The sequence below is a fragment of the Mucilaginibacter sp. FW306-07-L genome (assembly GCF_058782065.1).
On sequence record NZ_JBYSXI010000002.1, the window covers coordinates 79,923 to 106,323 of the forward strand.

18 protein-coding genes are annotated in these 26,401 nt (G+C 46.1%); 2 read left to right on the top strand and 16 right to left on the bottom strand.

Features of this window, described 5'->3' with window-relative positions; all coding sequences use genetic code 11:
* Position 1: 1 nt before the first annotated feature.
* Positions 2-2,338, bottom strand: coding sequence for a glycoside hydrolase family 95 protein (locus tag AC3WJC_RS10540; RefSeq protein ID WP_492399063.1), 2,337 nt, complete (start codon positions 2,336-2,338; stop codon positions 2-4).
* A gap of 11 nt (positions 2,339-2,349) precedes the next feature.
* A complete protein-coding gene (locus AC3WJC_RS10545) occupies positions 2,350-4,305 on the bottom strand; it encodes an SGNH/GDSL hydrolase family protein (RefSeq protein WP_492399064.1) in 1,956 nt (651 codons plus the stop codon).
* 266 nt (positions 4,306-4,571) lie between these two features.
* Here AC3WJC_RS10545 and AC3WJC_RS10550 point away from each other — a divergent pair, with 266 nt between their 5' ends.
* Positions 4,572-5,489 (top strand): AraC family transcriptional regulator, encoded by a 918-nt coding sequence (locus tag AC3WJC_RS10550; protein WP_492399065.1) that lies wholly within the window; start codon positions 4,572-4,574, stop codon positions 5,487-5,489.
* Here AC3WJC_RS10550 and AC3WJC_RS10555 read toward each other — a convergent pair.
* The 9 genes from AC3WJC_RS10555 to AC3WJC_RS10595 all read right to left on the bottom strand — a co-directional run bounded on the left by AC3WJC_RS10555 (position 5,482) and on the right by AC3WJC_RS10595 (position 18,951).
* The gene (locus tag AC3WJC_RS10555) at positions 5,482-6,669 is read right to left on the bottom strand and encodes an alpha-L-fucosidase (RefSeq protein WP_492399066.1); all 1,188 of its coding nucleotides are present in this window, start codon (positions 6,667-6,669) and stop codon (positions 5,482-5,484) included. The two genes, AC3WJC_RS10550 and AC3WJC_RS10555, sit on opposite strands and share 8 nt — an antisense overlap.
* Positions 6,670-6,817: 148 nt before the next feature.
* Positions 6,818-8,041: a DUF4998 domain-containing protein gene (locus tag AC3WJC_RS10560; RefSeq protein ID WP_492399067.1), complete on the bottom strand. Its 1,224-nt coding sequence runs from the start codon at positions 8,039-8,041 to the stop codon at positions 6,818-6,820.
* Positions 8,042-8,062: 21 nt separating this feature from the next.
* Entirely contained in the window at positions 8,063-9,286 is a 1,224-nt protein-coding gene (locus AC3WJC_RS10565; RefSeq protein ID WP_492399068.1) for a DUF5000 domain-containing lipoprotein, read from the bottom strand.
* Positions 9,287-9,307: 21 nt separating this feature from the next.
* The gene (locus tag AC3WJC_RS10570; RefSeq protein WP_492399069.1) at positions 9,308-11,227 is read right to left on the bottom strand and encodes a RagB/SusD family nutrient uptake outer membrane protein; all 1,920 of its coding nucleotides are present in this window, start codon (positions 11,225-11,227) and stop codon (positions 9,308-9,310) included.
* Between the two features lie 13 nt (positions 11,228-11,240).
* Positions 11,241-14,534: a SusC/RagA family TonB-linked outer membrane protein gene (locus AC3WJC_RS10575; RefSeq protein ID WP_492399070.1), complete on the bottom strand. Its 3,294-nt coding sequence runs from the start codon at positions 14,532-14,534 to the stop codon at positions 11,241-11,243.
* A gap of 319 nt (positions 14,535-14,853) precedes the next feature.
* Positions 14,854-15,270: an L-rhamnose mutarotase gene (locus AC3WJC_RS10580; protein ID WP_492399071.1), complete on the bottom strand. Its 417-nt coding sequence runs from the start codon at positions 15,268-15,270 to the stop codon at positions 14,854-14,856.
* Entirely contained in the window at positions 15,271-16,923 is a 1,653-nt protein-coding gene (locus tag AC3WJC_RS10585; protein WP_492399072.1) for a sodium:solute symporter, read from the bottom strand. It lies immediately after the preceding gene.
* A gap of 8 nt (positions 16,924-16,931) precedes the next feature.
* The gene (locus AC3WJC_RS10590) at positions 16,932-18,158 is read right to left on the bottom strand and encodes an enolase C-terminal domain-like protein (RefSeq protein WP_492399073.1); all 1,227 of its coding nucleotides are present in this window, start codon (positions 18,156-18,158) and stop codon (positions 16,932-16,934) included.
* A 19-nt stretch (positions 18,159-18,177) separates the two neighbouring features.
* Entirely contained in the window at positions 18,178-18,951 is a 774-nt protein-coding gene (locus AC3WJC_RS10595) for an SDR family NAD(P)-dependent oxidoreductase (RefSeq protein ID WP_492399074.1), read from the bottom strand.
* A 408-nt stretch (positions 18,952-19,359) separates the two neighbouring features.
* On the opposite strand from AC3WJC_RS10595, the gene AC3WJC_RS10600 reads away from it, so the two are divergent.
* Positions 19,360-21,570, top strand: a complete 2,211-nt coding sequence (locus AC3WJC_RS10600) for an alpha-galactosidase (protein WP_492399075.1) — start codon at positions 19,360-19,362, stop codon at positions 21,568-21,570.
* 71 nt (positions 21,571-21,641) lie between these two features.
* Here the strand turns inward: AC3WJC_RS10600 and galK are convergent, their stop codons facing one another.
* From galK to AC3WJC_RS10625, 5 genes are all read right to left on the bottom strand, one after another.
* Positions 21,642-22,805, bottom strand: coding sequence for a galactokinase (galK, locus tag AC3WJC_RS10605; protein WP_492399076.1), 1,164 nt, complete (start codon positions 22,803-22,805; stop codon positions 21,642-21,644).
* 105 nt (positions 22,806-22,910) lie between these two features.
* Entirely contained in the window at positions 22,911-23,489 is a 579-nt protein-coding gene (locus AC3WJC_RS10610; protein WP_492399077.1) for a LutC/YkgG family protein, read from the bottom strand.
* Positions 23,486-24,868, bottom strand: coding sequence for a lactate utilization protein B (locus AC3WJC_RS10615; protein ID WP_492399078.1), 1,383 nt, complete (start codon positions 24,866-24,868; stop codon positions 23,486-23,488). Before AC3WJC_RS10615 ends, AC3WJC_RS10610 begins: the two co-directional genes overlap by 4 nt.
* On the bottom strand, positions 24,865-25,605 hold the full coding sequence (locus AC3WJC_RS10620; protein WP_492399079.1) for a (Fe-S)-binding protein: 741 nt from the start codon (positions 25,603-25,605) through the stop codon (positions 24,865-24,867). The genes AC3WJC_RS10615 and AC3WJC_RS10620 overlap by 4 nt, the downstream gene beginning before the upstream one ends.
* Positions 25,606-25,617: 12 nt before the next feature.
* Positions 25,618-26,400, bottom strand: a complete 783-nt coding sequence (locus AC3WJC_RS10625) for an L-fucose dehydrogenase (protein WP_492399080.1) — start codon at positions 26,398-26,400, stop codon at positions 25,618-25,620.
* Between the last annotated feature and the right edge of the window lies 1 nt (position 26,401).

Sequence of the window (26,401 nt, forward strand, 5' to 3'; positions counted from 1 at the left end):
TTTAGGCTTTTACGGCTTTAATGGTGATGAATTTACCGTTTACTTTTAGCTTTACTGTTTTTGGTATTGAAGATGTTACTTTATAACTAATTACCTTCCCGTTTTTCCAGCTAAAATCAACCGTAAAGTTACCTCTCGCCCTAAAGCCTTTAGCTGTGCCCTCAGCTTTCCAGCTATCAGGTATGGCAGGCAGCAGGTTAATGTATCCTTCATGACTTTGGATGAGCATTTCGGCTATGCCTGCCGTGGTGCCAAAGTTGCCATCAATCTGGAACGGCGGGCCTGCTGATAATAAGTTGGGATAGATACCGCCGCCTGCACCGTAATTGATATCAGTACGTTCGGTAGGTTTCATAATTTCGGTGAACAATTTGTATGCCCTGTTGCCATCATGCAGGCGCGCCCAGAACAGCAGCTTGTAGGCAATCGTCCAGCTTGGGCCGTCATCTCCGCGAACGTTCAAGGTTTTTTTAGCCGCCTCGGCCCATTTAGGTGTACCGTCCGCCGTAATCAGCGGTGCAGGGTATAGCCCGTATAAATGAGAGATATGGCGGTGCTGCGGGTCGGTTTCTTTATAATCTTCCAGCCACTCCATTACCCGCCCATCTTTTGCGATGTTAACTGCCGGTGGCAGGCTTTTTAGTTTATCCTTTAATTGGGTGCTGAAAGCTGCGTCGATGCCCAATGTTTTTGAGGCGATGATTACATTATTGAATAGTTCCCGGATGATCTGGTTATCAATAGTAGCGCCGATGCAAATGCTGGCGTGCTTGCCGTTGGGCAGGTAAAAACTATTTTCGGGCGATGATGATGGCGAAGTTACCAGCCAGCCCGTTTTTTTATCTTTAGTGAGAATGCTGCTGTAAAACTGTGCCGAGCCTTTTAGTATAGGATAGATCTTTTTGAGGTAAGCCTTATCATTGCTAAACGCATAATGATCCCACAGGTTATTACACAACCAACCCGAACCGGCCTTGGTTATCCCCCATGAGGCGCTTTCGCCCGGCTCGGTAAAGCCCCAGATGTTGGTAACAACATGGGCTACCCAGCCGTCGGCATTGTAATAAGCTTTGGCTGTGCGTTTACCCGGTTCTATCATGCCTTGCACTAAATCGGCAAGCGGCAGGTTAAGTTCGGACAGGTTAGCTACCTCAACCGGCCAATGGTTCATTTGTACGTTTACATCCAGGTGGTAATCGCCGTTCCATGGGGTTTGCACCTGATTGGCCCACAAGCCTTGCAGATTTGGCGGCAACAGCCCTACCCTGGTGCTGCTAATAGATAAATATCGACCAAACTGAAAAAACAAAGCAGGCAACCCCTTATCTGCCGATGGATCTTTATGAAAGGCGATCAACCGCTGATTAGTGGGTAAAGCATCAGCCGCCTTGCTTTGCCCTAATGACAAGCTTAACCTGCCAAATAACTTTTGAAACCTGGTTATGTGCTGCTGCTTTTGCTGAGGATAAGGCTTTTTAACCGCCGCGTTAAGTAAATCCGTAAGCTTCTGTTTGTAGGCCGAATCTTTATAATCAGTACCCATCGATATAAAAAGCGTAACCTCATCAGCATCCTTAATTTCGAGCGTATTGTTAGTAGTGCTTTGCGTGCCACCTTTTAATACGGCTTTAACGTTCGCCAAAAACTGCATACCGGGTTTATCGGTGCCGCTTTTTAGTCCACCTGCCATTTGCAGGGTATTGCCTGCTACGCTTACTTCGGCGCGTTCGGGCCTGCTTAACGATACGCTTAAATTCAGCATTCCTTTTTTATCTGCCGTAAGGCGGATAACGCTTACATCAGTACCAAAGCTGGTAAAATATTCGCGCCGGTAGGTTACGCCGTTTACGGTATAGCTGGCCATTGCTACAGCTCTTTCCAATGATAGCTCGCGCCTGTAATTGCTGTATTGCGGTTCCTTACCGTCAGCATAGTTGAATTTGATATTTAGATCGCCAAACGTTTGGTAACAGCCAAACGGCACATCGCCCGAACCGGGAGCTTTACACACAAAGTTCTTATCGATCAGATCCTGCGCTTCTTCATTTTTGCCTTCATCAAGCAGTCGGCGTATCTGCGGCAGGTACTTGTAAGCCTCATAATTGTTGGCATCCTGCGGTGCGCCCGACCATAGCGTGATGTCATTCAGCACGATCTTTTCGTTACTCACGCCCCCATCCGGCATCATGCCTAAACGACCGTTGCCCAGCGGCAGGGTTTCCTCCCAAACGCGGGCGGGTTTATCATACCACAGCTTTAACGATTGCGCGTTAACGGCTGACGTACTTACCAAAATCAATAAGGCAAAAAGCTGCAGATACCTTGTGTAAAATCTCATGTATAATGGGGTTATTTATTGGTCAGAAAATTAACTATGCGGCAGGCGTTGCCTTTGCTTCTGGCATTCTTGTCGGCACTTACCTTTATTTGCAGGGTATGGTCGCCGTTTTTTAAGCCGCTGCCCAGCAACACATACCAGGGCAGGTGTAAAAAGCCGCTCCACTCGGTATACAGGTCGGCCTGCTTAACCGGCGCACCATCAATTGAGTAGGTAATGATACCCGCATCAGCACCCGAAACTATGGCAATACCGATGGCATTACCCTTAAACAAAAGGTTGAGCGTAGCGCCGGGCGTGGTTGCCACCAACATGGGTACATTTACAAAACCTGGCCGCGTGCCTAAGCCATCGGCAGGCTGCCAGTTAGGGTCTATCTTCCATTTATCATCGTGCCTGGCATTGGTGATGTTGTAATATTGTCCGCGCTCAAAAGCATATCCATTAAGCGGCTTGGACAAGGTATATTTTTTCGCTTTCGCAGATACATTAGCAAAGCAATCCGTGAGCAGCGACTTGATAAAGGCAAAGTAAAGTTCCTGCCCGAAAACGGCCGGGTGCAGATCCTTAAAATCATCATTCCAGTTAAATTCCTTGTTGGCCAGTTTTTGCTTAACACCTTTGGCAATGTTGATGGATGGCAGGCAGTAATGTTCAGCTACCAGTTCATGATTGGTTATTTCGACGGGTTGCTTACCCGCGTTATAATCATTAGTTTTATCCGGATCGGCAAACGCCATCATCACCATATCCATTTGCGGGTTGGTTTTACGGGCATGGCGAATAATGCCCTCTAAAGCCCGCACCTGTGTTAGGCTATCCGTTTTGTTTACCCGGTCGTTTACGGCGGCTTCAACAAATAACAGGTCAACCTTGCCGCTATCCAGCAAATCGCGTTGTAGCCTGAACGCATGCGGTAAACTGCCCAGCGATGGAATGCCCGCCATAATAAACCTGAACTTGGTTTGCGGAAAACGCTCCTTTAAATACTGGTACACCCTATCGCGCCAGCCGGGGTTAAAGGTGATTGATCCCCCTAAAAAAGCTACCGTTGCTTTCTTGTTGATGGCCGCCGCGTGATAAAAATTATTCACCCCGTTTCGCAATTTATAGTAATCGGTATAAGGCAGTATCTTTTTTACGGGGTAAGAATTATAGTAAATAAAATCGGCCCATTCGTCGTTATGCTTGTCGGGCACATGATGGCCGTTTAGCTCCTGCGGGCCTTCGGTTACCGGGTAGGTTGTTACCGGCCCACCGGCAGCAATATATTTTTGAGCGAACGGCAGGCTATTCTCAGCAGGCGGCACCAACTTATCCTCCAACCCGATCATGTTCAACACCGGCACCCTGAACGATGCCAGCCCTTCCAGGTTATCTAATGGGTTATCATTATAAGCCAACGCCTCGGCTTCCGTAAAATGATAAACCTGTTTTAATTGTTTCCATGCAGTTGTATCGCCCGGGCTTTTGCCTTTGCCGCCCGGCCAGCTTTTAATATCATAAACCGGAGTTTCTGCATAAATGCAGCTAACCTTATCGGGGTTGCGTTTTGCCCAGCCCAAAGCATACAAACCACCACGACTAACCGCCTCTAAGGCTGCCCTTGGTGCAAACTGCACCGTATCAGTTAAATAGTTATAAAACCTATCCCATACCTGCATGGCATAGGGGCTGCCGTACTGATCATCAACACTAATATAAGCTACATAAAAGCCGCGCGTAAGCAGCAAGCTATCTATACCGGTATGCCAATCGGCAAATGAGGCGCGCCATACCCAGGGCCTGCCCGGCAAAGCTATTTTGGGCTTCACATAATAAGCCTGATGCCCGGCTATGGTTACATGCGTTTGCACAAAACCTTTCCAGGTAGTTTGCGCGGTTACTGATGCCGTGTAAAGCACACTTAACAGTACTATTAAAACAAACCTGCGGTATACAATAAATCTGTGGCGGTAAATGGTCATATATTGGTTGAGATAAAGTTATAGCCGGGCATGTACCCTTAAAATGGATAAACCATTAAATTAGATGGATTATACTATTTTTTAAAAATCGGATTTAATAATATCAGCTAACTGTAAGCGTAGCGAATAAGCGATATATACCAACTATTATTTGATTTTAGCTAAACTGCCATCAGGTTTTTGATGGAATATACAAATGTACTATAATAGCACATCGCAGCTATAAACCCTGCGTAGCAATCCTGCTTTTTTAATTCAGTATATTGATGAACAACATTGCTTTCAAGAGAAGAGATGGCTTTGAGGGTGAAAAGATCATTAGCATCCCCCCTAAAATATGGAAGGATGTTTTTAAGAAAGATCCCGGCTTTTTCCAGATATATGTTGCCCAGATAGGCTATTTCCCACGTGCATCATACCATTACCGCGAGCGGCGCAAGGGCTGTGAGGATAATATACTGATATACTGCGTGCAGGGTAAAGGTTACTTTGTGATCGATGATAAGCGTATCGAGGTAAACGCCAATCAATACATACTAGTGGCCGCTACCGATAAATACATGCGCTACTGGGCCGATGCCGAAACACCGTGGACCATTTACTGGGTACACTTTAACGGCATCAATATTCTCGATTTTAACCGGTTTTTAAACGTAAATAATACAAAAGGCGCGGTAACCATACCCTTTAATGCCAAGGCTATTGACCTTTGGAACAATATGTACGACAGCCTGGAGATGGGTTACAGTACCGAAAATTTATGCAACGCCAATTTTTGCCTGTATAACTTTATCGCTAATTTTTTATTCCCCGAACGGCACATCGCGGTAGCGCGTGATGAAAGCACAGATGTAATTACTCTCACCATAAACCATATGCGCGCCAACCTTGATAAAAAACTCAGCGTTGATGATATGGCCAACCAGCATAAGCTGTCAAGCTCGTATTTCTCCATACTTTTCCGTAAAGCAACGGGCATGCCGCCTATTGACTATTTTATCAACCTGAAGATGCAGAAGGCCTGTCAGCTCCTTTTTTCAGAAGAAACCAGGATAAAGACAGTGGCCAATAGTTTGGGTTACGAAGACCAATACTATTTTTCGCGGCTATTTAAAAAATTCATGGGTATGTCGCCCGAGCAATACCGGTCTACAGCTAAGCGCGATGTAGTAGCGGCTACTTAACAACCGGTAATTGTTCCGCGTCTCCAATAATATTTAAGGCGATAACGGTACAGTTATCATCAGGCAATTTATCCGGCATGGTAATTTGCAGGCCGTTTGCCGTTGTAAATTTTAAAGGGGCTCCACCCAACAGGCCGGCACTTTTAACGGTAACGCCTTTCAGTACAGGCAGTGTAAGGCTGTTACCAACCGGCTTAAATATATGAATGTATATTTTATTGCCTTTGCGTGTAGCGGCATAAACATCATTTGGGAGATATGGGCCGCCCTTAGTACCGTATATAGCTTCGCCGTATTGGGATAGCCAGCTACCCATTTCTTTAAGCCGGTCAACCTGGCGTTGTTCTATTCGTCCGTCCATCATGGGGCCAACATTAAACAGCAGGTTACCGTTACCGCCCGCTGTTTTTACCAGCGTTTGTATACATTCCTTTAACGGCTTCATCTGGTCGTTAGGCTTCCAGGCCCATTGGTTACAAATGGTAATGCAACTCTCCCAGGGTTCCAGCATATTGATAGTGCCGATCCGTTGCTCCGGTGTCAAAAAATCGCCTACCGAATTTTCATTCAGCTTCTCACTCTCTTTACCGAGACGATTATTTACTACGATACGGGCGTCGAGCTTTTTAATATGCTGATAGATCTCATTGCCATACGCATTGGTCCAGGGCTTTTCCCAATAACCATCAAACCAAAGCATGTCGGGCTTATAGCGGGTAATCAATTCGGTAAGTTCACTTTTCATCGTGTTCACAAACCGGGGCATGTTGCCTTTCACATTATGCAATGTATCGTACGAACTGTGGATCGGGTAATCCGGGTCGTGCCAGTCAAGCACCGTCATGTAGATACAAAATGAGATGCCCTGCTTTTTACAGGCCTTTGCCAGCAAGCCTACCATATCCTTTTTAAAAGGCGTACGGCTAATGTTATAGGCTGATACTGCAGAAGGCCATAGCAAAAAGCCGTCGTGGTGTTTGGCGGTTATTACCAGGTATTTTATGCCGGCATCTTTAGCAGTTTTTACCCACTGGTCAGCATCAAACAAAACCGGATTAAACTCACGGTACAGCGAATCATAATCCGCCTCGGGCACTTCCTTATTGCGGCTCCACCCTATCTCGGTACCACGCAGGGTAACCGGCCCAAAGTGAATGAACATACCGAACCGCTTATCCATAAAACTATTTATGGCTGATGGCGGCGTTTTAACTGGGGTTTGAGCAAATGCACCCGTGGTTAGGCAGAGGCAAAAAAGGATGAGGAGTCGTCGCATAGCAAAAAATAAAAAGCCTGCACAGATTTAATTCTGCGCAGGCCTGTTTAGTTTATTGTTTATTCCAAAAAGTCACTTCACTCATGTTGCTGTTAGAGTCGTTACCATTAGCATTATGTTTTATGCGTATTCTGATGTAACGTATGGATGTTTGCGCAGTATTCAAATCAAATTTTAAGGCTTGCTGACCATCATCATTTCTAACCACATCTTTTAACAAGGACCAACCTTTAGAACGCATTTCATCTGCCCAGCCGGCATCGTTTGGTTTTAAAGATGTATCATGTTCTTTCAGTTCACTGATACCCCATACTTCAAACCGATCAGGATTATGGCAGCAATTCCGGCCTGTTTCTTCCATTTGACCAAGATTTTCATACTGTTGTCCTAAATCAAAAGTTATTTGATGTGGCAGAGGCTGGTCGTTACTATGAAAGATATTAGGATAACCTTGAGGTCCATTAGAATTGTCCCATAGTTTTTTAAAAGGAGTTTCATCTGCACTTAAAACACCTACATCATATTGACTAAGTGATCGGCTTACCTCTGCAAATAGTCCTTTATTACATTTTACATACCTGTACTCAATAGTTGGATAATCGCTGTAATCGGCAACTGCGAATGTATCAATTGATGTTCTTTCAGGTATAAAAAATGATTTATAAGTTACCACTGAGCCTATTTTTACGTTTGGCAGGGTTATGCTACTGCTATCAGGGCTTAGCTGGGCAGTTTTGGTTTCGCCGGCATTGGTAGTATACTTTATTTCGGTTGTGATGTTGATGGTATCTGGTGTGATAAAATTCAACTTAACCGATCCATCACGGTTAATGTTAAAAGCGTTTTCAACATCATAAGCTCTATTAAGCAACGTACCATTATAAATTGGCCCGTAAACCTTTACGTTGTTTACCTCTTTAGCAATGGATTTATTACCCTTTGCATCAAAAGAATAGATAGCAAACGAATAAACATATTCGCGCAGGCCGCTGATCACGGTGCTGATGGTATCCTGCTTTTGGGTCAGGTTTACAATTTGCGAATCGGCTTTGTTATTCCAATATACAATATATTTGGTAATGCTTGGGTCGGTACTGGCTTTCCATTTAAGGCCAACGCGCAGGTCACCGGGTTGCGAGGTAACATCGCCCACGGCACCGGTGTAGGTGATTTCCTTACCGTCGAAAAATTCACGGAATTCTGTATCCTTTTTTCCGCAGCCGTAAATAACAGCGAACGTTGCACAGATAATTAAACAATATTTCAGGGTCTTCATCTTAGTCGTTTTTATTGATTATTACTGTGGATTTCCATACAATGAGAGCTCCATAACGTGGGCGATATCACCACCGGACCATGTTTTGTTAACCGCCAGGCGAATAAACCTTACCGTAGGCGCATCAAACGGAACGTTAAAGTTTACGCCGGCACGTACAAAGGCCTCGTCAGATGCCGTGGTTGATCCCGGCGGCGAGCCTGACGGCGGATCAGGATAATGGAAGTTGCCCAGGTTTATCCAGTCGCCCACCACAGTACCGGCAGGCGATGAAACCGGCAGTTGCGCATCGCGCGGATTGGCAACCTTGGTGCCCCATAAACTAAAATCGCGCGGGTTGCCGTGGCCGTAAGCCCACTCGCCAAAACGCTCCCACATTACAAATCGGCTTAATTTGTAAACCTTGCCAACATCAAATGAGCATACGAACGGTGGTTTTTCACCCGGCAGCGTATGCCAGCCATCACCGTTCTCGGTACCATTCCACAGGTTTGGTAGCTGCCAGCCGTAACCTATCGGCGTATCGCTCGGAAGGTTAAAGGCACTAAACAAATCTTTGTTCAACAACTCCTCATACAGCGGGCTGATCTCTCTTTTCAGGGTATCTGATATATTGCCCCACTGATCGGTTACGTAAACCCCAAACTGACGGGGATCGGTACTGTAGCCCCGGATGGAATAATTGATCGTGTCGGACTTGGTGAAAAACTGATCCTGCACTTCCATGGAGTTGGTTGTCGGGTCAAACGCGGTAATAATAATGCCTATTTCCTTTTTGAGGGGATTTAAGGCTTGTACGTTTACACCACCAAAATCGGCATTTACATCAATAGACGGCCTGATCAACTGGTAAACAGGTGTGTCCGGATGCACCGTAACCTTAACCGGATCAGACATTACGTTGGCCCTTGATACTGTATAAAGTGTTACATCATAATCGGCAGAAGCGGCAAAACCGTTTACCGTAACCGTATCAGTATAGTATGATGATTTGGTTTCGCGTTTTACCCCATCGCGAATATTGTATTGTGCCAGCACATACAATATATTTTCGGAGTTGGGCAAGTCATAAGTAATATACGCGCCACCGTTAAAGTTATCCACCTTAACATCAGTTACCACGCCCGGCTTGGTAGTATCGCCGGATATAGGGGAGGTATTGTACCCTTCGTTTTTTTTGCAGGCAGCAACAACCAGTAAAACCAGGGCTGTTGTAACCGCTATATAATATTTAATACGTTTCATATTATTTGAGATTTACCTTGTTTACCAGTTAGGATTTTGTACAAGATTTCCGTTCACTATCAAATCGTTATTTTTTATTGGCCACAGGTAGTTACGCACGTTAAACACCGGCGTAAGTATGGTACGCGGACGGTAGTAGTTAAGCGCCTGCTCCTCATAAATATTCCAGCCCTGCATTGGCCTGCTCATTACGTTCTGAATCTCTTTCCAGCGGCGCAGATCCCAACCGGCCTGGCCTTCAAAAGCCAGCTCGATGCGGCGTTCCTGGTGTATGATCTGGCGCATACCATCCTGCGTAGCATATTTTGATGCATTGCGCGAATAAGTGCTCCAGGCATTAACCACGCCGGGTAAACCGGCACGCTGGCGCACAGGGTCAATGTATTGCACAACCTCGGCAAAGGGTTTACCCTGCTCGTTAAGCACCTCGGCATACAGCAGGTAAAGCCCGGCCAGCCTGATAAGCGGCATCCTGAAATCAACCCAGGTCATGTTCTCATCATAAACGGTTTGGTAGTTAACCAGCTTTTTGGCCCAGTAACCCGTTACGTTTATGCGGATGTTATCTTTTGGCCCGGCGTATGAGCTGCTGCTGCGTGCCTGTACATATAAAGCATTCTCCTGGTTAAACACGTTGTTACCATACCATATACCGCCATCAAAAGCCAAATCGGCATAAAAGCGCGGCTCGCGGTTAAAGTGCGCCCTTACGGTTTGGTAGCCATTGCGAATGTAAAAGCGGTTATCCTCATCGCCGGTGCGCAGGTTGTAACGGTTGTTATAATCCCAGGTTTTATCCTCATTAATAGGCACACCGTTATTGGTATAAAACAGCTCCTGCTGAGCTATTGGCGCGGCAAAAGTGCCCTGGGCAATCAGGTTAGCGGCGGCTTTGGCTGTAAGGCGCGGCATATTATACTCCTGCCTGCCGTAACCAAATACCGGGTTTAGCGCCCATATCAGTTCCTTGTTCAGTTCCCACTTTTCGGTAATAGCGGTTTGCAGGGTAAGCACCCGCCTTAACGAATCACTTAAATTAGTAGGAATATTTGCGGGGGCGTTAAAAGTATGCAGGGCAAATCCGTTTGCCTCGCATAGCTGTATAGCTGCCTGGCAGGCCGCGGCAGCCTTATCCCACTTGGTGGCATCGTAGGTATTGCTAAATAAAGCCTGGCCATCTTTATTGGCTAAACCGGCAAAGTCGGGGTTGCCGTTAAACATGGGGCTGGCAGCGGTTGCCAGTACATCCGCCTTTACAGCAAGCGCTATAGGGCGGGTAATGCGGCCAAGCTCGCGCACTTGGTTTTGTATCACCACAGGCAGGTCAGGTGCCGATTCATCCAGCAAACGCACAATGTAGTTTACTACCGAGTCCGCCGGATCACGTTTTACCTTAACCTCTTCAGTTGAGCTGGTGATAGGCAAATTCTTGTCAGAGATAGGTATCGGCCCATACATCCGGAAAAGGTAGTAATGGTAATAAGCTTTCAGGAACTTCACTTCAGCTATCCAACGGGCTTTCTCTGATGCGGTCAGGTCAATCGGTTTGTCGATATTTTCGAGCATGGTATTGCAGCGGCGCAGCGCCGTAAAAATAGCCTGCCCGCCGTTTTCACCATCCCAATAGTTAAGGCCAGGGTTTTGAACGTTCTGTGTACCCCTTATCAGGTTAAAGCCGGTGGGGTCTATCCCCTGGTTATCGGTCAGGTTGTTCGGGAATATGATCTCGCCTGAGCTGGTAAAGCTTGGGTCGTTTTGCGGATACTGGAATTGCTGCAAAGTAGCATAGCATGAAAACAGGTAGTTTTCGGCTTCGTTACGGTTCCGGAAGGCGTAATCAATAGTACCCACATTCTCGGGCGTAACATCCAGAAACTTTTTACACGATGTACCCAGCATAGTAATAGCTGCCAGGTAGATTAATATTTTATATGATCTCATCTTTATCTCAGATTTATAAATTGACATTCAGGCCCAGGTTAAATACGCGCTGAATAGGGTAATTAAAGCCATTGCCGCCTATCTCCGGATCCCATAGCTTGAAAGGGCTCCAGGTAACTAAATTCAGGCCGCTGAAATAAATACGCGCGTTACGCAGCTTGAGTGACTGGGCAAACTTTCTTGGAATGGAATAGCCTATTTCCAGTTGTTTCAGCCTTAAAAAGCTGCCGTCGCGCATCCACCAAGTACTGTTTTGGCGGTTGTTTTCTATTTGCGCGCCGTTAGCGCCAAGGCGTGGGTAAAGTGCATACAGGTTTTGATTTTCTTCGGACCAATGGTTATCAGCGTAGGCTTTTAACAACTGGGTATTACCCGGCAGCCATGAATCCGGACTCTGGATAAAAGGACTGGTACGGGCCGGATCAATAAAGAAGGATACCCTTGTTTGCCCTTGAAAAAAGGCAGAAAAATCGAAGTTGCTTATTTGTGACGTTATACCAAAACCGTAAACAATTTCAGGTACGGTTGGAAAGCCAATAAAGGTTTGGTCGGCACCATCAATACGGCCATCGTTATTAAGATCACGGTACTTGATATCCCCACCCATTGGTGCCTGCCCATTAGTGCTGAATACCTGCTGCGGCGAGTTGCGCGCCTCATTATCATCAACAAATAAACGCTCGGCAACGTAACCGTACTGCCTGTTTAATGATTGGCCAACATTGTAACGGTATGGTTCTATATAGTTCGGCTCCTCAAACTGTGTAAATTTATTTTGGGCGAAAGTAAAGTTACCGCGTAATGAAACCGACGCGTTTTTGGAGAATTGTTTTTTTCCATCTATTGACAGATCAATACCTTTTGAATCAACCTTGCCTATGTTAGCGGCAATAGGTGCCTCCAGGCCCATAGTAGTTGGTATGGATGCCCTGTTTTGTAAAATATTGTATTTGTGATTTTTATAAACCTCGGCAATTACGTTCAGGTTTTTAAGCAGCGTAAATTCTAAGCCCAATGTTGTTTGCTGCGAGGTTTCCCAGGTTACATCACGGTTTTCGTAGTTACGGATGCTTACCCCGTTACGGCCATAACCGTTATTGGTACCAAATACGGCTGAGTTTCCGCCGTTCAGATTAACGTCTGACAGGTAGTAGAACCTTTGCTGGCCAATAGCGTCATTACCTACTAAGCCATGGCTGGCCCTGATCTTCACCCTGTCAAACACCTCGTACAGATCGCCCCAGAATTTCTCTTCGGAAATGATCCATGACGCGCCGATCGCCGGGAAAAAACCGTAACGGTGCTCCTCTGAGAAACGCTCGGAACCATTGTACCCAAAGTTAAATTCCAAAAAGTAACGGCTTTTATAAGAGTAGGTGGCACGTCCTGCCAAGGTAAGATTACGGTAAGGCAATGAATATTGCAGTGTGGTTGAATTTGATCGCGGATCTTTAGCATCAGAATACACCTGCTGTTGGCGGGTGCCTATTAAGGAACTGCTGATGTTGTGATTTTCGCCTATCTTTTTGCTGTAATCAAGTACACCCTGAAAGTAAACAAACGTGTTAATGTTATCACTGCCAACATTACGGTTATATGTTAAATACTCGGTAGCCACATTACTGCCTGTCGGCTGCGGGTTAAGCCATTGCAGGGTGTACACATTGCTTGGTTTATCATAACTGGCCACATTGTAATAAAACGGAGAGTAGCTCATATCAGAGGTATAGTATGAGTACCTGTTGGTGCTGAACAAGCCGTGAAAGTTTAAACCGGGTGTAATAAAATTCAAATCCTGGTTTAATTCAAGCTGAGCCAGCATCCTCGATTCAACAAAGTTTTTATGCCCGCGCAGTAAGGCGGCATAAGGATTTATTTGCCCGATGCTGTTATTTGACGGTGAACCACCGTTAGCCAGTGTATTACCGAATAAAATATGCTGGGTATTTTTGTTGGCTTCATCAGGCTCATAATACGCCGGGAACAATACCGGGCTGGTATGCATCGCTACATTATACAAATCGGTAGAGAAGGATGCATCATTAGTAAGCGGGCCGTTGTATTCATTAAAGTTACCCGACAGCCTTAAAACCAGCTCCGTTTTGTCGGTAATGTTGATATTGATGTTGGAGCGTAACTGATAGTTGGTAAACTTAACGTTGTTGTTATTATTATTTCTGATATCGGTACGCAGAATACCATTATCATTTGCGTATGAACCGGCAATATAATATTTAGCTACACCGCCGCCGCCGCTCACGTTCAGGTTGGCGCGCTGGGTGTTGGTGCGGTCTTTAAACAGCATGTCAATCCAGTCAACCGCAGGATAAACGTATGGGTTACTGCCCGGCGCTCCGGCCAATGTAGCCTGCGTGTTCAAAATCTGGTTTTGAGTGAACGGGCGTGGTGCCAGCGGATTACGTGTTACGGTAGCCTCATTGAACAAACGCATATAGGTGATCGGGTCGGCCAGTTCAATAGTTTTGGCTGATTGGGATATGGAATTTTCCAGCCTGAAATTGATCTGTGCCTTACCTACTTTACCCTCTTTGGTTTTCACCAAAATAACACCATTACCTCCACGTGCGCCGTAAAGGGCTGTCGCGCTGGCATCTTTAAGTATCGAGAAGCTTTCAATATCATCAACCTGGATACGGGCTAGGTCTGACGAGGTAAGTTCAACGTTATCTACCAAAATCAGCGGATCGCGCTTATAACCAAAGGTAGTTACCCCGCGGATAAAAAAGTTGGCATTATCCTGCCCCGGCTGCCCGCTTGGGGTATAGGCAATTACACCGGCTACCTGCCCAGCAAGGGCCGAGGTCAGGTTACTTGCCGGTATTTTTAAATTACCGGGTTTTACCGTGGTAACTGAACCTACCAGCGCTTCGCGGGTTTGCTTACGGCTGTAAGCGGTAACAATTACCTCTTCGGCAAGGGCTACATTCTCTTTAATAACAATTTTATACGTACGCTGATCGGCACTTACAGTTACCTGTTTATCCTGATAACCTACAAATGATACTTTTAAAACAGTGCCCGGCTCAACATCAAGCACAAACTTACCGTTTGCATCGGTTGAGGTGGCCTTGCCGTTTTTGTTTAGCGAAGTAATGTTAGCACCGGCAATAATACCGCCTGTAGTATCAGTAACACTACCTGTGATCGTGATCTTGCTTTGTGCGATACTACTTTGTACCGATGCCATCAGGAATGTAAAAAGCACCAGGCAGCAGGCCAGCGGTAAATGTTTTTTAGGAATTTTAAACACCAGAAGGCGCTTACTTAATTTGTAAAGTTTACTCATAAAAGTGGTGAATAATTGGTTAAAAAAACGCAATAAAATGCCCGTGCAGGCTTATATCCTACATTGGGGTTGCACCGGCTGTACCAATGCTTTTACACTAAGTTGTTCTTATTTTATTTTGGCTTATGAAACAAATGTATACCAACTACTTACCCGGATAAATGACGTATCCTTTTATTATAATGGATTATTCCATTATGGTAAACCCTTTTTCCTATTTCAGATAAAATAGCGCTAAAATTTTAGCAATAATTAACTAAAATCGATTGCATAATAACAACCTAAAAATGCTAAAACGGTTAATTTTTAAAATAAATTTTCAGGGCGTATAAAAAACCTCTTCCATGGCGGTCCACACCTGGTGGCGTGCCAGCGCTTCGGGTAAGGGCAATTGCGTAGGGTCTGTTTCACGCCACCATTTTTGAGTCAGGCTGTCGGCAGCCATTTTTTTCATGTCGGCATCAAAATTGGCACCCGTATATTCAAAGTAGCTAAACAGGTAGTACTTATCATCTATTTTTTGCAGATAGATGGAATAGTTATGGATGTTGCATTCCGCTATTTTTTTAATCACACCCGGCCATGGGTTGGCATGCAGCTTTCTATAATAAGCTATCTTATCAGGCTTTACCCCGGTAACCATACCATAGCGCTTGGCTTTTGTCGCAGATGATCCACAACCCGCAAAAACAGTAAGCACACAAAGCGCGATGCCGTAAATAATATGCTTCATCATTTATCTGAATAAATAAAACAGTACCGACATGATAACCAGCAACAATACCGACAGCACCTTGTAGTTACCTATCCCCTTCCAGCTTGGGCCCTTTAATGCATCAAACGGTGAATTCCAATATAGGGTTTCGCTATCCGTAGTATGGCGGACAGGGTAAACGTACGAGAACAGTACCTGCATCAGCACGCAAGCGCAAAACAAGTAAAAGGCCATCATCATAAAAGGTATTTGCCCTATCATTGAAGCAGGCATTAGTTTAGATGTAACAAAAACCACCACCCCTAAAAGGGAGCCCAGCCACAAAGTAAGTTTGGATGATTGCGCGGATGCCCTTTTCCAGAATATGCCTAACAGAAACACGCAGGTTATAGGCGGCGCTATATGAGCGATGATATCATTAAGGCCGTTAAAAATACTCTCGTAACTGTTTAATAACGGCAGCATGAACAACGACACCAGCATAGCTACACCAGCGGCTATTTTGCCCATTTTTACCAATTGTCTGTCGGTCGCCTGTGGTTTATAGCGTTTATAAATATCATAGCTTACCAGGGTAGATATGGAGTTTAACGCGCCCGAGATCTGGCTCATTAAACCGGATAACAATGCTGCTACCAACACCCCAACCAAGCCTTTGGGGATGAGCTGCGTTATCATCAAGGTATAAACGCCTTTACTGTTCACCACCTGCTTGCCATCAACCATGGTTTGCAGGGCCGATACATCCAGCAGTCCTTTTTGTGATAGCGCATACGCGAACAAACCTGGCAGCACAAAGATAAATACGGGCAGTATCTTGATAAATCCGCAGAATAATGATCCTACACGCGCATGATCCTGATCCTTTGCGCCTAAAACACGCTGTACAATGGTTTGATCGGCGCACCAATACCAGATGCCCAATACAGGATAACCTAAAAATACCGAGTACCAGGGCATGCCGCTGCTATCGCCATGCGGCCGCATCATGGATAGTTTGCTCATTTGGCCATGCTGCTGCAACACATCAACCATCGGCTCCCAGCCACCCATTTTTACCCATGCCGCTACACACATGATCACGGCACCCACTAATAAAACAATGGTTTGTATAGATTCGGTAACCACCACGGCTGTTAAGCCCCCGGCAACGGTATATAGAGCGGTTAATAAGGAAATAATGATGACGCTGGTATACATATCAACCCCGAAAAGGGTTTGTAACACAATACCACCTGCCAAAAGCGAAAAAGCGATGTGTATAATGATAGCTGAAAGTACCGACACAAAGGCCAGCCAATCCCGACTGGCACGGTCATACCGCTTTTCCAGAAAATCCGGTAAGGTGGTAACGCCCGAACGGATATAGAAGGGCACAAAAAACAGCGCCAGCAATATCAGCGTGAACGATGCCATCCACTCAAAGTTGCCGTTGAGCAGGCCGGTATCAAACCCGCTTTGGGCAAGGCTTACCAAATGCACGCATGATATATTGGTAGCAAATAAGGCCAGCCCGATAGTTGGCCAGCGCAGGGTTTTACCGGCTAAAAAATATTCGCCCGCGGCACCCTTTGCCTTGCTTTTATGCTGATGCCTGATGCCCGACCATAAGCCAATTATAACAATGCCCAAAATATACAGCACTGTAATTATAATATCTACTGAACCTATCATGCCGTTGGTTATAATGGTTTCAGGTCGCAGCTACTGCCGGGTGCCTGTGGTGTTTTATATAATCCGCCCTCAATAACCACCGGGTTAACAAAGTGCTTTTGCAGGTGCGGAATATGCTCTAAAAATAAGGCTTCGTGGCCAAGTTTTATATGGTTAAATAAAACCAAGTGCTGATGCAGTTGCCCCATATCGCCCACATGTGGCACCACCGGTATGCCATATTTTTTACAAAGCAAACTAACGGTAATAAATTCGCTCACCCCACCCACGCGCACCGCATCAACCTGGATGAATGATGCCGCGCCGGTTTGCAAATAGTTTTTAAATATTACCCGGTTAGGTACATGCTCGCCAAGGGCAAGCTTTACCGGTGCAATGGCTTCGGCCAGGGTTTTATGGGCAAGCACATCATCGGGATGCGTTGGCTCCTCCACCCAGTAAGGGTTCATGCTTTTCAATTCGTTACAAATACTGATGGCCTGGGGTAAGTTCCATTGCTGGTTGGCATCAAGCATCACCTTAACCGCATCGCCGGCGGTTTCGCGCACGATATGCGCCCGGCGGATATCACGCTGCGGATCAGACGAGCCTACCTTCAGTTTCATGGCGGTAAAGCCCTCAGCTACGGCTTTAAGGCAGTTTTCGCGCACCTTTTCGTCGCTGTAATTAAACCAGCCGATGGAGGTATCATAACCAGGATAGCCCCGCTGGATGATCTGTTCCCGATCGGTTATCCCGCTTTGCTGCGTCGAAATCAGTTGTATCGCCTGTTGAGCCGTTAGCTCATCCTCTAAATAACTTAAATCGAGTGTGTTAACTATTTGTTCGGGCGATAGCTCAATAAGCAGTTTCCACAGCGGCACGCCGCGTTTTTTGGCCCACAGATCATAACAGGCGTTGGTTACCGAGGCCAGTGCCAGGTGCACCACCCCCTTATGCGGCCCCAGCCACCTGAACTGCTGCTCGTTAGCCAGCTTGTTAAACAATATGCCGAAGTTGCTCATCACCTCTTCAATATCCAAACCCTTCAGTTTATCAGCATAAAACTTAGCGGCGGCGCAAACCAGTTCGTTACCCTTACCCACGGTAAAGGCCAGGCCGGTACCGGTAAGGCCGCTATCATCATGCAGCAAGGTTACCGCGTAGGAGTATACCGGATCACGATGAATGGCATCACTCCCCGCGTTTCCATCCAACTGGTAACGGGCATCTTTTATTTGTATAGTTTTGATCATTTAAATTAGCGTTAAGCGGTTAATTACTACGACGATAACCCAACTCGGCACCGCCGCTTACCGGTAAAATACAGCCGGTTATAAATCTTGATGGCGTTGATACCAGGAACAGGCAGGCATCGGCAATTACATCAGCATCAGGACAATAGCCCAGCAGATGTATGCTATCCAGGTATTTTTCAATAGATGCTGGGCTGGGCTGCTGCTCGCTCCAACTGCGCAGCATGGGTGTCCACACCCCGGCAGGTGCTATGGCGTTCACCCGGATGCCATGCGGGGCGTAATCAATAGCCATTGATTTGGTTAACGCGCTGATAGCGCCCTTGGTGGCACTATAGGCGGCATGGATCTCCTGCCCTATTTCGCCCGCCATGCTGCCCGTATTTAAAATATTGCCCTTGTTTTTTATAAGCTGATGTATGGTATGGCGCGTGGTATTAAATATACCTTTAACGTTTACATCAAAAAGGCGCTGCCATTCGTCATCAGTAGTTTCGTGCAGGTTTTTGGACGGGTCAGATATGCCGGCATTATTATGCACCACATCAATACGGCCAAACTTTGCTACAGCGGTTTCAACTGCCTGCGCTATTTGCTCAGGCATTGATACATCGGCATTGAGGTATAACACGTCATCACCGTTAAGCGTAAGTGCTGCCTTTTGTATGCTCTCCGGGTTGTTTGATACAATAGCCAGTGCCGCCCCGGCATCGCGGTACACTTTGGCGCATTCAAAGCCAATACCTTCGGTACCGCCGGTTATAAAAACTACCTTATCTTTTAATAAATGCATTTTATGCTTGCTTTTAGGTTTGAGATGATTGCCAACAAGCATACATAGCAGCGCCATGTATTAATGCTTAAAAATTAATGCTACCGGATATACTGGTTAATTAACTGGTTTGTTGACGGTTTCAAAGTAACAGCCCGGCATGAGGATTTAGAATAGAGTATTCCGTTTTTTTGATGGACAATACCATTCCTAAAAAGTGGGATTGTCAACTATCCGGGGCTTTCACAGTTTAAACGCAGCTTAATAATCCATTTATTTTATAGGATTATCCATTTGATTACCCGGCCGCAGGTATTAGGTTTGAGCGTGTCCGATGTAACCTATCGGCTTATGTTGTTGCTGTAAAAGCAATTTGCCAATTATCCGTATAAACGACAGTAATTACCTATTAAATACTAATTTTATAGAATGAACACTAACCAACCAATTATCAACTTTAAAACTTTTACTACGCTCGCGCTCTCCCTCGGCATCTCCTGTACCACATGGGCCCAGAATATCACCATCCCTGTTGAAACCAAAAATAACGCACTTGTTTTACAGGTTGACGGTAAGAAAGACGTAGGCACCATCTATCTCGGCAAAAAACTTAATGATGCCGCGGCTTACGCGCAAATACCATCTGTATATAAACAAACGGCCGACTATACGGACAATACCACGAACTCCGCCTATTCTACTTCCGGCTCCCGCGGCTATTTTGAACCGGCAATTACGGTTACCCATGCCGATGGCAACAACTCGCTAGATCTGCGGTATGTGAGCCATAAAGTGACCAAGACGGATAACAATGTATCGTTATTAAGTGTGGTGCTTAAAGATCCGGTTTACAATTTTGAGGTTACCCTTTACTATAAAAGCTACTTTAATGAGGATGTGGTGGAGCAATGGAGCAGCATTAAACATACCGAAAAGGGCAATGTAGTGCTGCAAAAATTCGCTTCGGCCAACCTCTATTTAAAGGCAGCCAAGTATTACCTCACGCAATACCACGGTGATTGGGCTAAGGAGATGCAGCCCGAGGAAAGCCTGATTACCCACGGCATCAAAACTCTGGATACCAAGCTGGGCACACGGGCCAACCTGTTTCAGCCATCGGTTTTCATGGTATCGTTAGATAAACCCGCTACCGAAGACGAAGGCACTGTAATTTACGGCTCGGTGGAGTGGAGCGGCAATTTCCGTACGGACCTGGAACTGGATAACCAGGATAACCTGCGTATTATAGCCGGTGCCAATAATTACGCGTCAGCCTATACCTTAAAACCGAACGAGGTGTTTACCACACCTGCCTTTTTATACACCATGAGTGATAAGGGTAAAGGTGATGCCAGCAGAAAACTGCAGCATTGGGCACGCAACTACCGCATACTGGATGGCAACGGCAATCGCCTTACCCTGCTTAACAACTGGGAGGCTACGTATTTTGATTTTGAGGAGCAAAAGCTTTTTGAACTGATAAAAGACACCAAAAAGCTGGGCGTTGATATGTTTTTGCTTGATGATGGCTGGTTTGCCAACAAATACCCCCGCAATGGCGACAATGCAGGCCTTGGCGATTGGCAGGAAAACAAAAAGAAGCTGCCTAACGGTGTAGCATCCTTAGTGAAAGAAGCTACCAACAATGGCGTTAAATTCGGCATTTGGCTGGAGCCTGAAATGATGAACCCTAAAAGTGAACTTTACGAAAAGCATCCCAACTGGGTAATTAAACAACCCAAACGTGCCGAACATTACTTCCGTAACCAGTTGGTGCTTGACCTGGCTAACCCGGAGGTACAGAATTTTGTATTCAGTATTGTTGACGACCTTTTCACCAAAAATCCGGAACTGGCTTATATTAAATGGGATTGTAACGCGGTGATTTTTAACGCCTATTCGGCACATCTTAAAAACCAGTCGCATTTTTATATCGAGTACATGCGCGGGCTTTACAAGGTGTTGGAGCGCATTCGTGCCAAATATCCTAAAGTACCTATGATGCTTTGTTCGGGCGGCGGCGGCCGGGTTGATTATGCCGCGCTTAAATATTTTACCGAGTTTTGGCCGAGCGATAATACCGATCCGCTGGAACGTATATTCATTCAATGGGAATACTCTTACTTCTACCCTGCCATTGCAAGTTCAAACCACGTAACCGATTGGGGCAAGCAGCCTATAAAATTCCGTGTGGATGTGGCCATGATGGGCAAACTGGGTTTTGATATCGTAGTAAGTAAACTCAGCGGCGATGAACTCAAATTTTGCCAGGATGCCATCAAAAATTATAACCAGTTGAAAGATATTATCTGGCATGGCGAACAATACCGTTTGGCTGATCCGCGTAAAAACAGCGTAGCCGCTATTATGTATATTGATGAGGCAAAAAGCAACGGTGTAATGTTCAATTATCTGGTGAACAACCGTTATGACGAAGGCAGCAAACTCCCTATTAAACTTAAAGGCCTGGATGCGGCAAAGCGTTATACTTTAAAGGAGATCAACCTGTACCCCGGCAGCAATTCATCGCTGGATGCCACTAAAACCTACAGTGGCGAATTCCTGATGACTATTGGTTACAACCCCGATGTAAAAGCAGGCCGCAACAGCGTGGTGCTGCAAATTAATGAAGCCAAATAACCCAAACCCTATACCATTAAAAAAGGCCGGATGTATTAAACATCCGGCCTTAGTTTTTACAGCGTTAGCGGTTAAGCGGCAACTACGGGTTTTGATACAATTGATGTACCATCGCCGGTTAATACCACATAGGTAGTAAGCGGTTTACCCATAGCGGCTTCATATTTTGGTGCCAGGTCTTTAGCTATCCTGTCTATCGCTTCTTCCTTGATCAGGTTGATGGTGCAACCGCCAAAACCGCCGCCCATCATACGTGCGCCTAATACATCTGCATCATTGCGTACGGCATCAACCAAAAAGTCAAGCTCAGGGCAGCTCACATTATACTCCTGCGACAGGCCGTGGTGTGTAGCGAACATCTTTTTACCAAAGGCAACCAGATCGCCTTTGCTCAAATCATCACAACCGGTAAGCAGGCGCTCATTCTCTTCAACCACGTATTTGCAGCGGGTATAGGTTGATACATCAACCGGTTCAACCAGTTCATGCAGCATATCTATCGTTACATCGCGCAGGCTGTTTACCTGCGGATGTTTTTCTTTTACCAGGGCAACGCCTTTTTCGCATTGCTGGCGGCGCTGGTTATATTCGGTTGAGGCCAGGTTATGTTTTACGTTGGTATTAAACAATACCAGCGCGTAACCTTCCATCTCGATAGGCACGTATTTATATTCAATGCTGCGGCAATCCAGTTGAATCAGGTGGTTGGCTTTGCCGAAAAGGCTTGCAAACTGATCCATAATACCGCAGGCCACACCGGCATAATTATGCTCGGCCCATTGGGCGGTGCGGGCCAACTGCTCGCGGCTTAAACCCAAGCCAAATAATTCGTTCAGCGCGAAAGCCACCGCGCATGAAATACCTGCCGATGACGACATACCCGCGCCGATTGGAATATCACCATCAACAGCGATATTAAAACCGGTTACCTTTTTTCCGCCATGTATCAAGCCGTCCGTAACGCCTAATACATAGTTGGTCCATGAATTTTCAGTTTGCGGGGCAATTTCTGCTAGGGGCACGGTAATGGTTTTATTAAACTGCACCGAGTGCATTACAATATTGCCGGTATCGTTAGCGCTTATAGCAACCGTAGCATATTTGTTTACGGCGGCAGGCAATACAAAGCCTTCGTTATAATCGGTATGTTCACCCAAAAGGTTAATACGCCCCGGCGATTGCACCACTAAAGGCTCCGCCTCAAAAATGCTTTTGAAGATATCTGTTACGGTCATTATAATTGTGTTAACTGTCAAATTTACATATATTTTGAAAATATAAAAATTTAACCTTAATTTTTTTAATTAAGTAAATAACTGGCGGACAATGCTTTGATATTGCTAATCTGTTAAAATTACAGTTAAACTACGCGGCCCATGCGCGCCTATCACCAGTGATTGCTCAATGTCTGCCGTTTTTGACGGACCGGCAATAAATGCGGCGTAACCGTACGCTTTATCAGCTATTAATTGGTAAGCCTGCTGCATTAGCGGCACAATATTATTTTTATTTAACAGGATGACAAGGTGTTGGGTGATAAACGGCAAAGCACGTGCACCCATCAAATCCTCAGTTACCCAAACCGCGCCGTTTTCGGCAACGCCAAAGTGGCCTTTTATAATGGCTACATCCACATTTTCAAGCAGGTGCGGATCTCCGGGCTCGATAACAGTAGCATGATCACGGAATTCAGGAACAGCCGTTATCCATCGCCCTGCGGGTGGCATTACCGAATCGAGATATTCCTTAGCTTCAGCATAGTTACTTACGGCGTGCAATTTGCCGCCAATAAATTCTAATACCTGTTTAAATTTTTCTACCGGATTAATATCTTCAAAGTAGAAGTCAACCAGGTTTGGTAAAGGGCTTAGTTCAGGCTGATTTTGTTTGATTGCCTTCAGGATACTTTCACGGCTCATGGCTTCTCTCCTTTCCGGTTCTTCTTGTACCAGTCGGTAAATGAACCCTCGGGCGGAGTGGGCATATCGCGCTGCTTGTACCAGGGGTTAAGGCCATTATTTACCGCGAACGGAATAAATTTCAAGGCGAGCCTGCCTGCCTTGCCCGATAGGTTAAATATTGCCGGAGATGATAAAGCCAGGGTCATGCCCTTCATCATGGCGGTTTTGGTTTTGGTGGAATAACCGTTTTTTACGATCACCTGCCGCCACTTATATAACTGATCGTGAATATCAATTTTAACCGGACAAACGTTGGAACACGACCCGCATAGCGTTGACGCGAATGGCAGGTCGGCGTACTTTTTCATGTCCAGGTTGGGTGCCAGTATAGAGCCAATCGGTCCGGCAACGGCGGTGTGGTAACTATGCCCGCCACTACGCCGGTAAACCGGGCAGGTATTCATACAAGCGCCGCAACGGATGCACTTTAACGAATTGCGGAAATCCTCACGCCCTAATTGAATGCTGCGGCCATTATCAACAATAATGATGTGCATTTGCTGGCCGGGGCGCGGCTTTTTAAAATGACTTGAATACGTGGTAATGGGCTGCCCCGTGGCACTACGCGTAAGCAAACGTAGAAAAACGCTAAGGTGTTTACGCTGCGGGATCAGCTTTTCAAAGCCCATGCTGGCAATGTGTACATCGGCTAAATGGGCGCCCATATCGGCATTACCCTCGTTGGTGCAAACCACAAACTCACCGGTTTCGGCAATGGCGAAGTTTACACCGGTTAAGGCGGCACGACGGGTTAAAAATACTTCGCGCAGGTGCTGGCGGGCGGTTTCGGTCAATATCTGCGGGTCAGATTCGCCGGCCGCTGTACCCAAATGTTCGTGAAATATGTCGCCAATTTCCTCTTTCTTTTTGTGGATGCAGGGTAATACAATATGGCTTGGTGGTTCCTTAGCCAGTTGAACGATGCGTTCACCCAGGTCAGAGTCAATTACCTCTACACCATTATCCTGCAAAAAATCATTCAGGTGGCACTCTTCGGTAAGCATGGATTTGCTTTTCACCATGCGGTCAATCCCTTTTTCTTTCAGGATGGATAGCACAATGGCGTTATGCTCGGCAGCATCAGCGGCCCAATGTACTTTGATGCCGTTGGCAAGGGCGTTTTCTTCAAACTGCACTAAATAATTATGCATGTTTGAGAGTACGTTATGCTTTATTTGCGATGCGGTTTCGCGCAGTAGTTCCCAATCCGGTATACCATGGCTGGCGCGGTCGCGCTTGGCACGCACAAACCATAGGGTTTCATCATGCCAGTCTACACGGTTTTCGTCGTTGTTAAAAACCTGGGCTAATGCCGCGTGATCCTTTACTGCACTCATGCCATGGCCGCATTTAAAATTTCAGCAATATGCACCACTTTTACCGGGCTTTTCTGGCGTTTCAGGATGCCTTCCATGTGCATCAGGCAGCTCATATCAACCGCGGTAATGTACTCGGCGTTATTTTTTATGTGATCAGCCACCCTATCCTTACCCATTTTTACGGATACCGCTTCTTCGGCCACGCAAAACGTACCGCCAAAGCCGCAGCATTCATCGGCACGGGTTAAGGGCACCAGTTCAATACCCTCAACCATTTTAAGCAGTTGCTCGGGTTTGGAAAAGGCAGGCGCGGTAAGCTCCGTCATTTGCGCGAGTTTTAATCCACGTTGCCCATGGCAGCTTTGGTGCAGCCCTACCCGGTACGGAAAGCTGGCTTTAATATTATCAATCTTGATGATATCGGTTAAAAACTCGGTCAGCTCATAAATTCGTGAGCGGATGTTCTTCGCTTCGGCAGGAGCTTTATCTGAGTGTAAATGATCCTTAATATGCAGCGTACAGCTACCGGATGGCGAAACAATATAATCGTACCCGGCAAAGTTTTGGGTAAACAGCTCGTTGGTTGAACCGGTTAAATGCTCATAACCCGAATTGGCCATAGGCTGCCCGCAACAGGTTTGGTTTAGCGGATAACCCACATCAATTCCCAGTTTCTCCAATAGTTCCAGCGTATCAATAGCTACCTTGGGGTAAAACTGGTTTATATAGCACGGAACAAATAACCCAACTTTCATCTGTACAAATATTTACGATATGGCCCTGTCCAGATGCACGTAACCACCATCCACATAAATCAGTTGACCAGTGGTATGGCTTGATACCGGTGATAACAGGAATGCTACGGTATTACCCAATTCCTCGGTAGTCGTCATCCGGTTGCCCAGCGGTATTTTTGAGGTGATCTCTTTTAGTTTTTCCTGCGGATTATCCAGGGTTTGTATCCAACGCTCGTAAAGTGGTGTATAACACTCGGCAACTACAACAGCGTTTACACGGATGTTATGCGGCAATAGCTCAACCGCCCACTCGCGGGTAAGCGCGTTACGGCCCCCGTTTGAAGCCGCGTAAGCTGAAGTACCACCCTGACCGGTTTCGGCTGTTTTTGAGGTGATATTTACAATGCTCCCCTGGCTCTCTATCAGATATGGCAGCGCGTAGTGCGCCATCATATAATAATGCACCAGGTTTTTATGCATTGATTGCATGAATTTTTCATAGCCGCCGTTTTGTAAACCGACACCGTCATTTTCGCCGGCGTTGTTTACCAGGCCATCAATCCGGCCAAACTGAGCAACAACGGCATCAATAGCGCGCTGGCTTGCCAATGGGTCTGATAGTTCGGCCACTACCTGGAAGCCTTGCCCTCCGGCCGCTTCAATTTCGGCAAGTGTTTTCAGGTTCTCGGCTTCGGTACGGCTAACAATGGCTACCGTTGCCCCCTCTTGGGCTAATACCAAAGCTATACCCTTACCTATACCACGTGCACCGCCGGTTACTATAATAACTTTATCTTTAAGTTGCAGATCCATC

What these genes read in the sequence shown, in the direction of transcription:
- AC3WJC_RS10540 (WP_492399063.1), bottom strand. Translation starts at nt 2,338, where the DNA reads ATGAGATTTTACACAAGGTATCTGCAGCTTTTTGCCTTATTGATTTTG.
- AC3WJC_RS10545 (WP_492399064.1), bottom strand. Translation starts at nt 4,305, where the DNA reads ATGACCATTTACCGCCACAGATTTATTGTATACCGCAGGTTTGTTTTA.
- AC3WJC_RS10550 (WP_492399065.1), top strand. Translation starts at nt 4,572, where the DNA reads ATGAACAACATTGCTTTCAAGAGAAGAGATGGCTTTGAGGGTGAAAAG.
- AC3WJC_RS10555 (WP_492399066.1), bottom strand. Translation starts at nt 6,669, where the DNA reads ATGGATAAGCGGTTCGGTATGTTCATTCACTTTGGGCCGGTTACCCTG.
- AC3WJC_RS10560 (WP_492399067.1), bottom strand. Translation starts at nt 8,041, where the DNA reads ATGAAGACCCTGAAATATTGTTTAATTATCTGTGCAACGTTCGCTGTT.
- AC3WJC_RS10565 (WP_492399068.1), bottom strand. Translation starts at nt 9,286, where the DNA reads ATGAAACGTATTAAATATTATATAGCGGTTACAACAGCCCTGGTTTTA.
- AC3WJC_RS10570 (WP_492399069.1), bottom strand. Translation starts at nt 11,227, where the DNA reads ATGAGATCATATAAAATATTAATCTACCTGGCAGCTATTACTATGCTG.
- AC3WJC_RS10575 (WP_492399070.1), bottom strand. Translation starts at nt 14,534, where the DNA reads ATGAGTAAACTTTACAAATTAAGTAAGCGCCTTCTGGTGTTTAAAATT.
- AC3WJC_RS10580 (WP_492399071.1), bottom strand. Translation starts at nt 15,270, where the DNA reads ATGATGAAGCATATTATTTACGGCATCGCGCTTTGTGTGCTTACTGTT.
- AC3WJC_RS10585 (WP_492399072.1), bottom strand. Translation starts at nt 16,923, where the DNA reads ATGATAGGTTCAGTAGATATTATAATTACAGTGCTGTATATTTTGGGC.
- AC3WJC_RS10590 (WP_492399073.1), bottom strand. Translation starts at nt 18,158, where the DNA reads ATGATCAAAACTATACAAATAAAAGATGCCCGTTACCAGTTGGATGGA.
- AC3WJC_RS10595 (WP_492399074.1), bottom strand. Translation starts at nt 18,951, where the DNA reads ATGCATTTATTAAAAGATAAGGTAGTTTTTATAACCGGCGGTACCGAA.
- AC3WJC_RS10600 (WP_492399075.1), top strand. Translation starts at nt 19,360, where the DNA reads ATGAACACTAACCAACCAATTATCAACTTTAAAACTTTTACTACGCTC.
- galK (WP_492399076.1), bottom strand. Translation starts at nt 22,805, where the DNA reads ATGACCGTAACAGATATCTTCAAAAGCATTTTTGAGGCGGAGCCTTTA.
- AC3WJC_RS10610 (WP_492399077.1), bottom strand. Translation starts at nt 23,489, where the DNA reads ATGAGCCGTGAAAGTATCCTGAAGGCAATCAAACAAAATCAGCCTGAA.
- AC3WJC_RS10615 (WP_492399078.1), bottom strand. Translation starts at nt 24,868, where the DNA reads ATGAGTGCAGTAAAGGATCACGCGGCATTAGCCCAGGTTTTTAACAAC.
- AC3WJC_RS10620 (WP_492399079.1), bottom strand. Translation starts at nt 25,605, where the DNA reads ATGAAAGTTGGGTTATTTGTTCCGTGCTATATAAACCAGTTTTACCCC.
- AC3WJC_RS10625 (WP_492399080.1), bottom strand. Translation starts at nt 26,400, where the DNA reads ATGGATCTGCAACTTAAAGATAAAGTTATTATAGTAACCGGCGGTGCA.